Annotated in this window: 14 protein-coding genes and 2 pseudogenes; 2 read left to right on the forward strand and 14 right to left on the reverse strand. The window is 65.3% G+C overall.

Annotated features, from left to right (window positions below; translation table 11 throughout):
- The 11 genes from AC3IFE_RS32540 to AC3IFE_RS32590 form a co-directional block, all read right to left on the reverse strand.
- Positions 1–238 (reverse strand): ESPR domain-containing protein (locus AC3IFE_RS32540; RefSeq protein WP_489194428.1); only part of this gene is annotated, 238 nt, incomplete at its 3' end.
- A 564-nt stretch (positions 239–802) separates the two neighbouring features.
- Positions 803–3,163: a CHASE2 domain-containing protein gene (locus AC3IFE_RS32545; RefSeq protein ID WP_489194430.1), complete on the reverse strand. Its 2,361-nt coding sequence runs from the start codon at positions 3,161–3,163 to the stop codon at positions 803–805.
- Between the two features lie 42 nt (positions 3,164–3,205).
- Positions 3,206–3,988, reverse strand: coding sequence for a response regulator transcription factor (locus AC3IFE_RS32550; RefSeq protein ID WP_301737078.1), 783 nt, complete (start codon positions 3,986–3,988; stop codon positions 3,206–3,208).
- 927 nt (positions 3,989–4,915) lie between these two features.
- A complete protein-coding gene (locus AC3IFE_RS32555; protein ID WP_489194433.1) occupies positions 4,916–5,650 on the reverse strand; it encodes an ABC transporter substrate-binding protein in 735 nt (244 codons plus the stop codon).
- Between the two features lie 384 nt (positions 5,651–6,034).
- Complete coding sequence (locus AC3IFE_RS32560; protein WP_301737076.1) at positions 6,035–6,241, reverse strand: hypothetical protein; 207 nt, start codon at positions 6,239–6,241, stop codon at positions 6,035–6,037.
- A gap of 9 nt (positions 6,242–6,250) precedes the next feature.
- Positions 6,251–6,463, reverse strand: coding sequence for a 30S ribosomal protein S21 (gene rpsU, locus AC3IFE_RS32565; protein ID WP_089471480.1), 213 nt, complete (start codon positions 6,461–6,463; stop codon positions 6,251–6,253).
- A 33-nt stretch (positions 6,464–6,496) separates the two neighbouring features.
- Positions 6,497–6,706 (reverse strand): hypothetical protein, encoded by a 210-nt coding sequence (locus AC3IFE_RS32570; RefSeq protein WP_301737075.1) that lies wholly within the window; start codon positions 6,704–6,706, stop codon positions 6,497–6,499.
- Between the two features lie 47 nt (positions 6,707–6,753).
- Positions 6,754–7,038 (reverse strand): hypothetical protein, encoded by a 285-nt coding sequence (locus AC3IFE_RS32575; RefSeq protein WP_301737235.1) that lies wholly within the window; start codon positions 7,036–7,038, stop codon positions 6,754–6,756.
- A 261-nt stretch (positions 7,039–7,299) separates the two neighbouring features.
- Positions 7,300–7,485, reverse strand: coding sequence for a hypothetical protein (locus AC3IFE_RS32580; protein ID WP_489194436.1), 186 nt, complete (start codon positions 7,483–7,485; stop codon positions 7,300–7,302).
- Between the two features lie 166 nt (positions 7,486–7,651).
- On the reverse strand, positions 7,652–7,936 hold the full coding sequence (locus AC3IFE_RS32585) for a hypothetical protein (protein WP_301737074.1): 285 nt from the start codon (positions 7,934–7,936) through the stop codon (positions 7,652–7,654).
- A 612-nt stretch (positions 7,937–8,548) separates the two neighbouring features.
- Complete coding sequence (locus AC3IFE_RS32590) at positions 8,549–9,706, reverse strand: DUF4382 domain-containing protein (RefSeq protein ID WP_089471478.1); 1,158 nt, start codon at positions 9,704–9,706, stop codon at positions 8,549–8,551.
- Between the two features lie 211 nt (positions 9,707–9,917).
- Between AC3IFE_RS32590 and AC3IFE_RS32595 the strand changes: the two are divergent.
- Positions 9,918–10,028, forward strand: a pseudogene (locus AC3IFE_RS32595) (AraC family transcriptional regulator); the annotation flags it as partial.
- Between the two features lie 12 nt (positions 10,029–10,040).
- On the opposite strand, the pseudogene AC3IFE_RS32600 reads toward AC3IFE_RS32595, so the two are convergent.
- A pseudogene (locus AC3IFE_RS32600) lies at positions 10,041–10,938 on the reverse strand (oxidoreductase).
- The gene (locus AC3IFE_RS32605; protein ID WP_489194438.1) at positions 10,925–12,154 is read right to left on the reverse strand and encodes an MFS transporter; all 1,230 of its coding nucleotides are present in this window, start codon (positions 12,152–12,154) and stop codon (positions 10,925–10,927) included. Before AC3IFE_RS32605 ends, AC3IFE_RS32600 begins: the two are co-directional and overlap by 14 nt.
- Before the next feature lie 138 nt (positions 12,155–12,292).
- On the opposite strand from AC3IFE_RS32605, the gene gcvA reads away from it, so the two are divergent.
- The gene (gene gcvA, locus AC3IFE_RS32610; protein WP_489194439.1) at positions 12,293–13,213 is read left to right on the forward strand and encodes a transcriptional regulator GcvA; all 921 of its coding nucleotides are present in this window, start codon (positions 12,293–12,295) and stop codon (positions 13,211–13,213) included.
- 82 nt (positions 13,214–13,295) lie between these two features.
- Here the strand turns inward: gcvA and AC3IFE_RS32615 are convergent, their stop codons facing one another.
- Positions 13,296–14,462, reverse strand: coding sequence for a porin (locus AC3IFE_RS32615; RefSeq protein WP_489194441.1), 1,167 nt, complete (start codon positions 14,460–14,462; stop codon positions 13,296–13,298).
- Positions 14,463–14,578: the final 116 nt, after the last annotated feature.

The following is a 14,578-nucleotide window of genomic DNA, read 5'->3' on the forward strand; positions in this document are numbered from 1 at the left end:
CCGCCACCTGCGCCGCCGCGCCGCCGGACCACATCGCCATGCTCCCGAGCACGGCAACGGTCAGCGACTTCAGCGTGACCGACGTGCCGGTGCCGCGCGCGTCGGCCCCGGTTCCGGTTTTCCCCTTGCCGTTCGCCCGATCGAGTTCGGACACCGCGACGATTGCGCCGCGCGCCGCGTTCCACACAGTGCGGTAAGTTCTATTCATGGATTTCTGCCGGTAAGCGGCGCGCGCCATTCACGCACCGGGCCAACCTCGAATACCGGGGTGCGTGGAATGTCTGTCGAGCCGGATGAAAACTGTATTTATCGGGAAACGAGTCTTGCAATAAAACGATTTATATCGATCGATTTCAATCGGCAGTAGTGAATTGAGCCAATCGAATTTTTATACCTTTTCATGGGCATGTTTGATTAATCGAAATGGGCAAGAACCCGCTGATCCGTAGAATAAGGGAAAGGTATTCAGCGACGAGAGGGAGCAAATCTGAATAATTGTGAGCGAAATGTGAACAAAGCGAACTGGCGTGCTCGAGGACCCGCCTGGTGCGGCTTTGCGGCATGTCCGGGCATGGTCGAACCTTGGTTTTAGGCTGCTTTCGATGGTTTTTCGCAACAGGATTAATGCGTTTTGTTGCGGGTTTTGATAACCGCCGACATGCGCGGAAAGACCGTAAATTTGTTAAATCGAGACAATGGAAATTCGGGGCGTGGCGCGGCGACCTCGCGGGGACGCTTTCGAAGCGGTGAGGGAATCGGAAAAATTGCGACGTGCGTGGCCCGCGGCGCCACGCGCCGGATTTCAACGATCGCGCGGCGCTGTGTTTCGAGGCAACAGCAACGTGAAGGCCGACCCGCGGCCGACGGCGCTTTCGACGCGAATTTCTCCGCCCAGCGCGTCGACCACCTGCTTGACGAACGCGAGCCCGAGGCCATGCCCGGCGTTCGCGTCGCTCGCATCCGCGCGAAAAAACTCGGTGAACAGGTTCGGCAATTGCTGTTCCGGTATGCCGACACCTGTATCGGCGACCGTCACGCGCAAGTGTTCTTCGCTTTCGCCGGTCGCGATGGTCACGGTCGCGCCCTCGGGGCTGAACCGGATCGCATTGTCGATCAGATTCGCGAAGGCGCGACGCAGTAGTAGCGCATCGGCGACGACGAGCATTCCCGGTTCCGCGATCAACCGGATTCTGATCCGCTTCGCGCTCGCATGCGCCCACAGGTCGTCGGCCGCGTCGCCGAGCAGCGGCGCGAGATCGACCTTCGTCGCTTTCGGCGAGCGAGCCTGCGCGCGGGCGAGCAGCAGGAACTGGTCGGCGAGCGTGAGCGTCTTGCGCGCGTAATGACCGACGAGATCAGTGAACCGCGCTTCGGGCAACTCGGCCGGCGTATCCCGGCGCTGCTCGATCAGCGCGAGTATCGCGGCTTGCGGCGAACGCATGTCATGCGACAGGAAGCGCAGCGCGGTGTCGCGCTGGCGTTCGGCAGCGCGCATCGGCGTGACGTCGGCCACGTGAAAGATCAGCATCGCGTCGCTCGCTTCGTGCGCAGGGACGATCGCGCATTTCACGAGCAGCGAGCGCTGCTTCGCATCGACGATCTCGAGGCCGTCCATCGGCGCGGACGGTTCGCGTGCGTTCGCACCGCCGTTGTGCTCGGCCAGCGTTCGCAGCGCGCGCTGCACGTATCGCGACACGTCGTTCGATGCGGTCATTTCGCGCAGCACGTGGGCCGCATGTCGGCCGGCGGCCGGCGGCCGCGAACCGCGCGGCGCGGCATCCTTCCCGTACAGGTCGAGCGCCAGGCGGTTCGCGAGCATCACGGCTCCCGAAGCGGACGCGAGGAGCGTGGCTTCCGGCAGGCTGTTCATCCATTCGGAAATCAGGTGCGCGGAGCGCCGCAGGCGCGCGATCATCGCGGTCATCACGATGACCCGCCGGCGGAACGGATCGATCGCATTCATGCGAACAGGGGCGTCGCCCGGCAGGCACGGGTCTGCGATCGCGCGTTCGGCTTCGCGGGTCAGATAGCGCAGCAACGTTTCCTGCCGCCGCCATGCGCTGAGCGCGTATGCCAGCAAGCACGCGGTCACCGTGGTGGCCGGAAAGCAGAACAGATGCGCAGTCTTCAGCACCAGCAGCGACGCGGCGCATGCGGCGAGCGCGATAGCCGTGGAGGCGAGCAGCGCGGCGCGCGGGCCGAGCGCGTACAGGGCCACGCAAAGCCACGGCAGCACGGACAGACTGAACAGCAACTGGGCAGCCCACGATCCGCTGCGCACGAGCGACCCGCTTGCGAGCGCATAAGTGGCTTGCGCGACGAACTCGACGCCGGCGCGCGGCGGCGGCTTCTGGCCCGGTGTGACGAACTGCGTGTCCGCGGTGCTCGCGGTCGGGCCGACGAGCACGATCGCGTGCTCGAACAAGCCGGGATCGACGCGGCCTTCGAGTGCATCGAGGAACGAGACCGTGCGATACGACGGGGTGGAACCGAGCGGCACGTAGCGGCGGCATGCGCTGGTCCAGTGAATCGCGTGACGTGCCGGCGGCTCGTCGCATTCCGCGAACGGCACGCCGCTCGCGCGGAGCAGCGATGCGCTCATGTGCTCGTAGTCGATGGTCGGGGGACCTTCGCGCAGATGGAAGCTGCGCGACACGCCATCCGCGTCCGGAGCGGCATTGACTTGCGCGATCGAGAATGCGCCGCGCGCGATCGGCTCGAGCGGGGGCGCCACGTTCGGCAACCCGTCCCCATCGTCGTCGGCGACCACGACCGGCAGCACCACGCGGCCGTTGCGCTCGATCGCGCCCGCCAGCCACGCGTCGCCGGCAGGCAGGATTCTGCCCGGATGCGTCATCGCGACGTCGAGCCCAATGGCGGCCGCACCCGCCGCGGTCAGCCGGTCGATCAGCGTCGCGTAATCGGCGCGCTTGACCGGCCATCCGCCGAGCGCCTTCGCACTCGCGCCGTCGATCGCGATCAGCACGATCTTCTGCGGCGACGACCGCTGCAGCAGCGGCTGCACAATGTCGAAGAAGAACAGGTCGGCGCGACGCAGCACGCCGGACGACGTCAGCGCCACGCACAGCAGCAGCACGCATGCACCTATCACGATGCATTCGCGGATGGAACCGTCGGGAATGCGCGCACCGTCGGTCAGCATCGGATGTGGCTCATCGCGCGAACGCGGGCGCCGACAGTGGCGTCATTCGCACTCGAGCCCTGCGGGCGCGAGCGGAGGCGGCGACGCAGGCTGCACGAGCGGGCGGTGGTGCACTGACGCGCCGGCGTGATAGTGGTCCGACGGCACGGCCTCGAGGCGATAGCCGTGCGTGTAGACGGCGCTCAGGCGCAATCCGTTCTGGGGCCCGAGCGCCAGCTTTTGCCGTATCCGATAGATATGGGTATCGAGCGTGCGGGACTCCGGATCGAGCTCGCGTCCCCACGTGCTCATGCAGACCAGCTTGCGCGACAGCAGCTTGCCGAGGTTACCGAAGAAGAGTTCCGCGAGGTCGAATTCCTTCGGGGTGAGCTTGAGCGGCGCGCCGCGCAACAGGATCGTGCGCTCGCGCGGATCCAGCACGTAGTCGCCCGCGCGGATCAGGCCGAGGCGATCGGCATCGCGCGTCGAGCGTTTCAACAGTGCGTTCACCCGGCTCGCGAGTTCGGCGACGCGGAACGGCTTCGTAATGTAGTCGTCGGCGCCGGCGTCCATCGCCAGCACGATGTCGTCTTCGAGCGTCTTGCTCGTCACGAACAGGACGGCGGGCGACGTGCCGAGCGTACGGCGAATCCAGTACAGCACCTCGAAGCCGCTCATCGCGGGCAGCAGCCAGTCCAGGATCACGAGGTCGAACGGCTCCGCGCGCAACAGTCGCTGCGCCGACTCGCCGTCACGCACTTCAACCACTTCGTGTCCAAGCGGCGCGACGACGCGCGTCGCGGCTTTCGCATGAACGGGATCATCTTCGACTATCAGCACACGCATCGGGGCGTCATCCTTGTCATCAGCAGGCGGGCAACACCGCCCACGTCGTCATTTCGTCTTCGGACGCGGCCGCGCGCGGTTCAGGGGCGATGCGCGAACGGAGCGTCGCGGGGCACGCGGATGGCGCACGGGTCGCCGACAGACCGATGGGCACGGCGGCGGCCCGTGCGCCGGGCACGTCAGAGGAACGGCTGCGTCATGCATGCTGCGCACCCTCGGAGGAAACATCGAACCGCGCGGGACGCGCCGCGCGCACTGCCGCAGCCAGCGCGTGCGGCGAACGCGTTACACGATCACGGCCATTTGCGGTGAACCTTCTCGTTCGGAACCCGATGTCGAACGACGTCGGAGCAGGGTGCGCGCGGAAGCGCTAATTGAGGTGCGCATTGAGCATGTTTAAGGGCGTTCCGCCGGGCTCTCAGCATCTGGATGCTCATGGTTGCCATGCTCTCGTCAGGCTGCAGGGTCTTTCGATTGTGCTTTGGCCGGCCGCGCAGCGGTCGTTTTTACGCGCAGCGAATATCGGTTTTCTGTTCGGCAATTCGGCGAGCAAATTTTGCCGATTCGATGATATGGTCCGCTGCTCCAGTGACAATGGGGTAGGTCCAAGTGTCGGCGGATTTTCGCACAAGGGTAAGGGTTTGTCATGCGACGACAGACGTTTTAGTCGTCGCCGCAGCCCGGTGCTCGACGCTCACATGCCCGTGATCGATGGCGGCTCGCCGATCCGCTCGTTCGGGCCGATCGACGACGCGCTGCCGCGCGCAGCATCGCCCAATTCGTCAGTACGACGACCGGTGCCGGCAAATCCCCGAGACGACGGTTCGCCCGGGGGTGTGACCCGTCGGCGTTCGAGTACCGGGAGAGTGGTGCACTTCCTGCGTCGTCGGCCCGGGTGCGCATGCGGCAACGGCACGCGGTGTTCGATCAGGCCGCCGGCGCGACCGAGGCGCCCGTGATGCCGTGCCGGCGCAGCGAATCGGCGACGAAGCCCGACGCCTTCATTTCCTCGACGAAGGCGCTCAGTGCCGCGGCGGCCGCGTCGCCACGGCTCTTCGGCACGCCCATCGCCTGCCGGATCACCATGAATCGTTCGTCGAGCAGGCGCAGGCCGGGCGTTTTCGCGGCGTCGGTTTCGAGCTGCTGCTTCACGCCGGCCGCCACTTCCAGGTGCTGCTCGACGAACGTCGCCGCGACGGCCTGCGACGTCGGCGCGCGCACGATCGTCGCGGCCTTCAGTTCGCGGGTGAGGAACAGGTCATACGCGCTGCCCTTGCCGACGGCCACGCGGTTGTTCGGCTGGTCGACGTCCGCGTTGGTGCGGATCGGCGATGCGTCGGGCACGAGATAGAAGCCTTCGATCAGCACGTACGGCGCGGTGAATGCGACCGTTTCGCCGCGCAGCGGATCGACCGCGAAGAAGCCGAAATCGGCGCGCTCGTCGGTCAGCGCTTGCACCGATTTGCCGGCGGTGTCGAATACCACGAGTTCCAGGTCGGTCGACAGGCGCTCGGCGAATGCACGGGCGAGGTCGATCGATACGCCGAACGGTTCGCCCGTTGCCGGGTCGCGGTTCGCGAGGATCGGATTGCCGAGGTTGATCGATGCGCGGAGCTTGCCGGTGGGGGTGAAGGCGGAGACGACAGCAGGTGCGATGGACATGGGCGGACTCGCGGGAGGCGTAGGGTCGGTCGGATGACGGGATGCGCGACGGCGCGTCGACGTCGAGCTTATCACCGGACGTCGTGCATCGCGTATTGCAGGCCTGCCTGCGTGGAGACGACGAGACGTTGAGTCGGCCCGCGGCCTTCATGGCCGGTCGCTGCATCCCTGTCACGGGCTGCGTACATGTGTGGAGAGGAAGCTGACGCCGGACGCCGAGCCGCACGCGATCAAGGCAGGCTGCAGCGTGATCGGCAACGACAACGACGCACTTCCGTCGCTAGTGCGTGGCGGGCTCGGGATTCGCGCACGCGGCGACGGGCTGGATGATGAAAAACCTCGACGCCGGCAATCCGACGAGTGGACTGCCGCGCCGGTGTCGGCTCACTCCTGAATGCTGAGCGCCTTCTCGAGCGCGGCGATCAGCTTGAACGCATCGCCGCGCGCGATCAGAAACCCGCGGCTGGTGTACTCGCACCCGAAGGCGTAGAAGCTCGGCAGCAGTGTCACCATGTCGTTCTGCCGATCGAAATCGACTTCGCATTTCGTCAGCGGCAAGAACGCAGGTGCCTCGGCCGGTGTGGTGTACACGATGTGCGCCTAGTACATTTTCCGGGGCGGCAACAGGCGCTTTGTCTGCAAGCGCTGTCGGGCAACGGCGCTGGCTTTTTTCCGCTTGCGCTCCGTCGTCGGCTTCTCGTAGCTCGTACGACTGCGCAACTCGCGAATCAGCCCGGTTTTCTCGATGTCGCGCCGGAATCGTCGCAGCGTGACATCGATCGGTTCGTTCAGCTTCGGCGTGATTGTCGTCATGTAGATCCTGTCTGGAAAGGTTGGAGCGGAAAGTTAGCCGAGCCGCGTCATGACGGCGCTGGCTATCTCGTCGGATTCGAATTCCGAATAGCCTGCTCCGATCGATAGCGCACGTACCGCCATGAACATGTGCAGCTCGGGTTGATGGCACATCGCCGAATCGGCGATTGTGGCGGGCACGGCGGTGTCGATCCGGGCGACTTCATGCCGCCTGATCAAGCCGAGCAGTTCGTCGATGATCATTTCGACCTCCAAAATACCAAAAAGCCGTATGGCATTGACGAGCCGCATCAGCACGCGCTGGCGAAGAATCCCTGTTTGCCGTGATTGTCGTCGATGATGTTCTCGGCATAGCGCACCGATGCGCGACGCGCGTCACCGGCGTTGTCGAATGGCGACGTGTCGCCCAGTATGAAGGTCTGGCTCTGCGTCAGCGTATCGGTGGTGCCGCGCAGGCAAATCTTGACTGCCGCGTCGAACCCGGCGTCGTAGTTGTGCGGGCTGCCATTCAGCGCCGGCACGTGAGGATAAATGAGTGGATAAATCTCGAATCCACGATAAACGTGCATGCTCATGACGAACTCCTGGCGTTCGGCCACGACGAGTCGCATGGGCGAACACATCCGGCCAGTATTCCCGTTGTGGGGCGGCCGATGGGTGAAGGGGACAACGTTGCAGCGCGAAGGAGGGGCGATGCAGCAAGCGGGCGGGTGGAGGGGCGAACGGTCAAAGGACGGCTGATCGCGCGGATGGACTCATCATACGCGCATCGTTTGCCGAGCGGTCGATTTATTCCAGGGCGGCGCAGGCACGCGGCGGCACGCCCGGCGACGACGTCAGAGCGTGGCCAGCAACTGCAACTGACGTTCGGTCTCGTTTCCCGCGACCAGCGAAAAGAAACCGGTCTCGCGACGTTCGACTGCCGTGAGCCCCTCGCTGTCGGAGAAGACGTTCCACGCGCTGTCGTCGACACATCCGGCCAGTATTCCCGTTGTGGGGCGGCCGATGGGTGAAGGGGACAACGTTGCAGCGCGAAGGAGGGGCGATGCAGCAAGCGGGCGGGTGGAGGGGCGAACGGTCAAAGGACGGCTGATCGCGCGGATGGACTCATCATACGCGCATCGTTTGCCGAGCGGTCGATTTATTCCAGGGCGGCGCAGGCACGCGGCGGCACGCCCGGCGACGACGTCAGAGCGTGGCCAGCAACTGCAACTGACGTTCGGTCTCGTTTCCCGCGACCAGCGAAAAGAAACCGGTCTCGCGACGTTCGACTGCCGTGAGCCCCTCGCTGTCGGAGAAGACGTTCCACGCGCTGTCGTCGACATGGGCGATCGCGCCGCGCGTGCGCGCGAATGCCAGCAAGAGCGGACTCGCCTGGCGGCGCAGCACTTGACGATCCGCATTCAACACATAGGGTGGCCAACCGGCCCGCAGGACGAGATAGTAAGGAATGGAGCCGGGATCGATGGTCATTGGGGCGGTTTCACGTATGGGCCTGCATCTGCCGTCCGGCTGCATCCGGAACGGTGTCGGCGAAAGCGTGCGATGGGGCGACGGGCGTTCGCCGTGGCGTGCTTTCAGTGTATGCGTTGAACCGCTCGAGTCGCAGGATATCGTAACGATGTCCTGCGGCGTCGGCCCGGCGACGACGCGATCCGGCAGGCGAGGCGCGCGCTCACTCCCCGCGTCGAGTGAAACTGGTGCCGCCGAAACGTTGTAGCGATATCTACTGACGTAGCCGCCGAGGATGGCGGAATGACTGACGACGTGGAAAGAACAGGGAATTCGTCGAATCCTCACGCGTGGACGTCGGTCGGCTCGCGCGATGGATGAAAAAATGCCCGCGATTGCCGCGGGCATTTCGTCAACAGTTGCCTTTCTTGGCCTGTCCCGGCGGACAGAATCCATTTCCCGGCCCGCCTTGCGGCGCGACCACGACCGGTGGGCCCGGAACATAGGCGACGCACCCGCCGAGCGCGCCCACCATGCTCGCCGCTGCGAGCACTGCGATCACCCCTTTTTTCACTTCGTTCTCCCGTTGGTAGGAAAGGGCCGTTCGGCCCTTTCGATGATGCGGTCAGCGCGTCAGAAACTGAAGTTGACGTTGGACTGACTGGTCGTTGCGTTCACGTTCGCCGACTGGGTCGCGCCCGATGCCGCGTCGGCCTCGATCGTGTATTGACCTGCGGCGGCCGGCGCCGCGGCAAGCGCGACCGGCAGCGAGCCCGAGTAGGTGCCGACGATCGGTGCAGCCGCGGGCACGGACAGCGCGTAAGCGCCGGTATCCATGTTCGCGTTGATCGACGTGATCTCGTAGGCGTTCGCGTCGATCGTCTGCAGTGCGCGCACGAAGGCGTTCGCGCTGGCCGTGACCGTACCGCTGACGGTGCTCATCGTCGAGGCCGGCAGCGTGATCGGTGCGCTCGACGCCGACACCGCCGTGGTCGTGTTCACGACCACCGGAACCGAGCGGACGATGCCCGACGCGAAGTTGTTCTGCACGATCACGACATCGTAGTTGCCCTGCGTCGAGCTCTGGATCAGCGGCGACAGCACGAACTTCCCGGAACTGTCGGCCACCGTGCCGCGGACGACCTTGCCGCCTTGTTCCGCATAGACGGTCGCGCCGGCTTCGGCGGATGCGACGTAACCGGAGATCGCGCCGCTCACGACGGTCGGGATCGCGGTGACGACGGGTTTCAGTGCGTACGAGCCGTTGCCGCGCTGGACGATCGACTTGCATGCATTGAAGTCGAGCACGAGGTCGACGAGCGTGTTGGGCTGGACCGTGAACGGCTGGATGATCTTGTAGCCGCTTTGCGTCGCGCTCGGCGTGGCGAGCGCCTGTTCCGTGCCGCCCGTCGGCACGACCGAGTTGGCGAGGGTGTTGCCTTGGTTCTGCGCGAGCACCAGCCGGACTTGCTGATACTGGCCGGCAGGCAGCGCGGTCTGGCCGAGGTCGGCGAGCACGCCGTTGGTCAGCGACAGCAGGTCGATTTTCTGCGGCGTCGCGAGGGAAACGGTCGACCAGCCGGCGTCGTTGTCGGCGGCGTTCGCGTTCGCGTTGACGCGGACTTGCGAGACGGTGACGTATACGTGGTCGAAGCCGCACGATGGCGCATCCGTCATCGCGACGTGCAGCGTACCGGTTTGCGTGCCGCCACCGTCGTCGCCGCCGCCGCAACCGGCGAGGACGAATGGGACGAACGCGGCGCACAGGGCGCTCTTGATCATATTGTTCATATGTCACCCCCATGGGATGGTTATTGTGGGTGACGGAAGAATAGCCGGGGCGCGGCTCACTATCTGGGTATCTTTGAAACGAACGGTAACTATTTGTTAGGTCGGTAAATCTTTACCGGCATTGATGTCGCTTCGGAGCGCGCCGGACGGCTGGCGAAGGCGATTGCATCGTACGTCGCCGCTCTTTCGTCATACGTTAACGCGCTTTGCCATTGCCACGGCGGGCGGCCGCTTTGCTTCGCAGTATCTGGCCGCGTGCCTCATTGCGCGGCTGGAAGATGAAGACGCCGCACGCAGCGCGCTGCACTACGTCGCGCTATAGCGCGCCTCGCCATCAGCCCGGACCATCGCTCGCGGCCGCGAGAAGCGGCACGACCAGATCGCTGATCCGCGTCGGAATGCCGTGCGTTCGTCCGTAGCGCTGCACGACGCCATTCCGGCAGTCCCATTCGAGCGGACGGTTGCCTTGCCGGTCGGCAAGAATCGACGACCCCAAATCGGGCGGAAAGCCATGGAATCCGTCGACGATCTCCTGCGGCACTTCATCGCCCAGCTTCGCCCCCCTCCGCACGCGCGACCTCGAGACATTCCCGCAAGTACGCGAGCGACAGGTCGGTGATGTCGCTTCGCGCGAACATGCCGGCGCGGCGACCGGTCAGCACCATGAGCCCCGCCACTGCATTCTGCAAAAGCTTTCGCCACGCGAGCGAGATGAAATCCTCCGCCACCTCGGGCGAGCATCGCGTGCCGCGCAAAGCCGAAACCACCACGTTGCTCGCCGGCGTATCGGGCAGCGTGAGCCGAGGCGTGGCCCGCAGCCACACCGACGTGCCCGATTCGCGCTGCGCGGGAAACCAGACGATCGACGGCACGATCGTGGCGCCGGCCGCATACGGTGCGAAGGCGGCTTTCTGCTCGACGCCGTTTTGCAGCACGCAGACGACGGTATCCGCATCGCATAGCGCGGAGACCCACGGTGCCGCGCTCGCGATCTGCGTCGACTTGACCGCGACGAACACGAGATCGAACCGTTCGTGGACCGCTTGCGGATTGGTCAGCACGGGCCCGGGCACGACGATCTCGCCGCCATCGAAGCGCAACGTCAACTGCTCGTGCGCCGAGCGGCCACAGATCACCGGCGTGCGGCCGGCTTCATGAAGGGCCGCGGCGACGGTCGTTCCGATCGCGCCCGGGCCGACGAGGGCGACGCTCGGGTAGTCAGGCTTCGTCATGGTGTTCATCCCGTGAGTGGTCTGTCAGATGCGGGCGCAGTGCGAGAGCGAGCGGAAAAATCGCCAGCGCGGTCAACGCGGTCGCATACGTGGCGCCGTGCACACCGATCCTGTCGCCCAGGAAACCGTAGAGAACGGGCGAGATCGCGCCCGATGCGATCGTCCCGGTATAGAAAATCGCGAATGCGCGCTCGGTGCGCTCGGGTGCGGACATCTCCGGGACGGTTCCATACAGCACCGACGACGTGCCGTTGAGCATCATGCCCAGAATCGGCAGCAGCACCATGGTAAGCGTCAACGGAAGATAGATCACCGCGACGATGCACGCCGCCGTACCGCCCTCGGTGAGCAACACCGTCCTCACCGTCCCCATGCGCGCGCCGAGCCAGCCGCACATGAATTTGCCGGCCGCACCGCCGATGAAGACGAGTGCAAGCGCCGTTCCCAGCAGTTGCGGCGAGACGCCCTTTGCCTTCAGCAGGAAAGGCAGAAAGGTAAGCAGTCCCATGCGTACGGCCGTATCGAGCACGCCGATGGAAAATAGCGCGGAGAATCCGCTTCCTCCGGTGCCGCCGCGTCGAGCGGGCGCTGGCTCTTTTGCCGTCGCCTGCGCGGCGGCGCGGGGCACGGCGGGAAACCAGAGCGCGATGCCGGCGGCCACGACGCAACCGAGCCCGGCGACGATCCATAGCGCATGGCGCCACGGCATCATGGTCACAAGCAGCGAAATGGCGGCCGGCAGTGCGGATTTCCCCAGGTCGCCGGAAAAATTGTAGATGCTCAGCGGGCCTCTCGCATCGCGCCCATAGACGCGGGAGACGGCGCCCGACGCGATCGGATGCTGCGTGCTGGAGCCGCCGCCCGAGATCGCGAGCGCGACGCCCAACCCGAGCAGGCCACCCGACATGCCCGCGAGCGCATAGCCGAGCGCGGCGAGCAGCGTACCGATTGCGAGCGTCGCGCCGCTGCCCAGACGTTGCGCGACACGCCCCGCGGACAACTGCAGCGTCGCCATCGTGCCGGCGTAGACGCCGCGCAGGATGGCAAGGGCCGCGAAGTCGAGCCCGAATTCCGACTGCCACACGGGGAGCAGCGCGTAGATCATGTCCGTGTAGCCATCGTGTATTGCATGCGCCACGCAGGACAGCCACAGCACGCGCGGCCTCGACGATGCGGTTTTCCGCACGACGGGAGGGGAAAAAACGGGCAAGCGCATTGTCATTCTCTCCGTACGAGCGATGAATGGAAGGCGCTCGCGGTGTGGTTTTGAGGCTCGACGCGTAAATTCTATGACCGAGGCGCCAGCCATTTCAATTGAGCTAAAATCCCGTCACCAGAGAGAAAAAGTCACGTCATGGATGAAAGCCGAGGGGCTTCGAAGCACCGGGACGAGTTGCCCCCGCTCAATGCGCTGCGCGCTTTCGATGCGGTCGCGCGGCACGGCAGCTTCGCCGGTGCCGCGGCGGAATTGCACGTCACCCACTGGGCCGTCGGAAAACAGATCCGGTTGCTGGAGGACTGGTTCGGCTTGCCGTTGTTCGATCGTCGCCCGCGTGGCGTCGTGCTGACCGACGAAGGGGCCGCGTTGCTGAACGACGTCAGCCACGCGTTCGAGCGCCTCGGCACCGCGGTGGTGCGGCTGCGCCACAACCCGTTCGCGCACCGGATATCCGGCGTCGTGCGGGTGAACGTGCCGATGAGCTTTGCGCTGTGCTGGCTGCTGCCGCGGCTCGCCGATTTCCATGCGCGGTACCCCGACATCGACGTCAGGGTGTCGACCACATCGCGCAAGCTGCGCTATGTCGCCGACGCTTTCGATATCGGCGTGCGCTCAGGTCCCGAGCAAGGGCCGGGCGTCGTATCGCGTCCGTTGATGCCCGACCCGCGTGTGCCGGCTTGCAACCCCGCCTTGCTGCGCCAGCATCCGATACAGACCGTGACCGACCTGCGTCATCACACGCTGCTGCATTCGGCCACGACGCGCTCCGCCTGGTCGCACTGGTTGAAGGAAGCGGGTGCGCCCGATCTGCGGGCCGCGCGCCACGTTGAATTCGATCACGTGAATCTTCAGTTGGGCGCGGCGATCGAGGGGCTCGGCGTGGCGCTGGCATCGCTGCCGCTGATCGGGCGCGATCTTGCCGAAGGGCGCCTCGTGTGTCCCATCGCGTCGCCCGTCTGGCGTGCCGACGACTACATGCTGGTGACGAACGCCGATCGCGCCGACGACGCGGCCGTGTCCGCGTTCGACGCGTGGATGGAAGGGATGGCGAGTTAGGACGGCGGCTAGATTCGCCGTCAGACCAGGCGGCACGACACCGGAGCCGTGCCGCCACTGCTCCGGTGTCGCGAGTCGGCGATCAGAAGCCGTGGAACATGCCGATGTTGACCTGAACCTGGTTGCCGCCCGACGAGGTGTTGCCGAAGTCGGCGGCGGAAGCCTGCGCACCCTTGGCATGCACGTAGGCGCCCATCGCGTACAGCGCGGTGCTCTTCGACAGCGAGTACGTCCCACCCAGCGACACCTGGTTGATCGAGGCCATCGTGCGACCTTCGGCGGCTTGCGCGGGCGTGGCCGCGGAGCCGTATACATACGTGTAGCCGGTCGCCAGCGACAGCGCCGGCGTGACGCGGTACTGCAGCAGCGCACCGAGCACGTTGAAGTGGATCGACGCCTGGCCGTCGTTGCTCTTGTACTGGGCGTTCGAGTAGCGCAGGCCAGCCGTGTACGGCCCCACCTCGTATTGCGCGGCGACTTGCGCGATGCCCGCGCTCTTGAACGCGTTGCCGCCGTTGTAGCCCGAACTCGGATAGCCCAGCGCGCCGCCGAAGCTCGGTTGCGCCGTTGCGTTCAACCATCCGTTCTCGCCCTGGTTGACCGCATGAAAGTAGCCGCCGGCGACCGTCAGGCCGCCTTGAGCGTAGGTGGCGGCGCCCGACCACGATTGCCCCGAGCCCGTTGCGCCGGCCACGCCGCCGAACGAGTACGCGGCTTCGGCCTGGAAGCCGTGGATGATCGGCGAAATGTACTTCACCGCGTTGTTCTGGTTCGTCGTGTTGTCGTTGTTGTCGACGTCGCCCGGCGTCGAGAAGGTCGACGCCGAAATGGCGTCACCCGTCAGGACCTGGACCATTTCCGTCACGGCGTCGAGCTGGCGCCCCATGCGCACCGTGCCGTACTGATTGGACGCGAGGCCCACGTAAGCCTGGCGGTTGAACAGCGAACGCGTGGAACCGATCGGCCCCTGGCCGCCTATGCCGCCTGTCCCGATGCTGAAACCGTTCTCGATCTTGAATACCGCCTGGAGACCGCCGCCGAGATCCTCCTGTCCCCTGAGGCCCCACTTGTTCGAACCCGCGGCGCCGCCATCGAGGCCGTACCGGCTGTGGCCATTGATGTTCGACGTGTAACCGATACCTGCATCGAGCATGCCATACAGGGTGACCGACGACTGTGCCATTGCTGCCGACGATGCTGCGAAGGCGGCAACAGCGATAACGCTGATGTTGATCTTTTTGTTTTTCATCTGCATTTCACTGTCAGGAGTGGTTTCGGGATGGGGTGAAACGGCTTTTGTCGTATCCGATGCAGCGGGCGGCGCATGGCCTGCAAGTCGCGTCGGTCGCGACGGCCGACGCCGTA

The organism is Burkholderia sp. APQ4-4ca, from assembly GCF_057837105.1.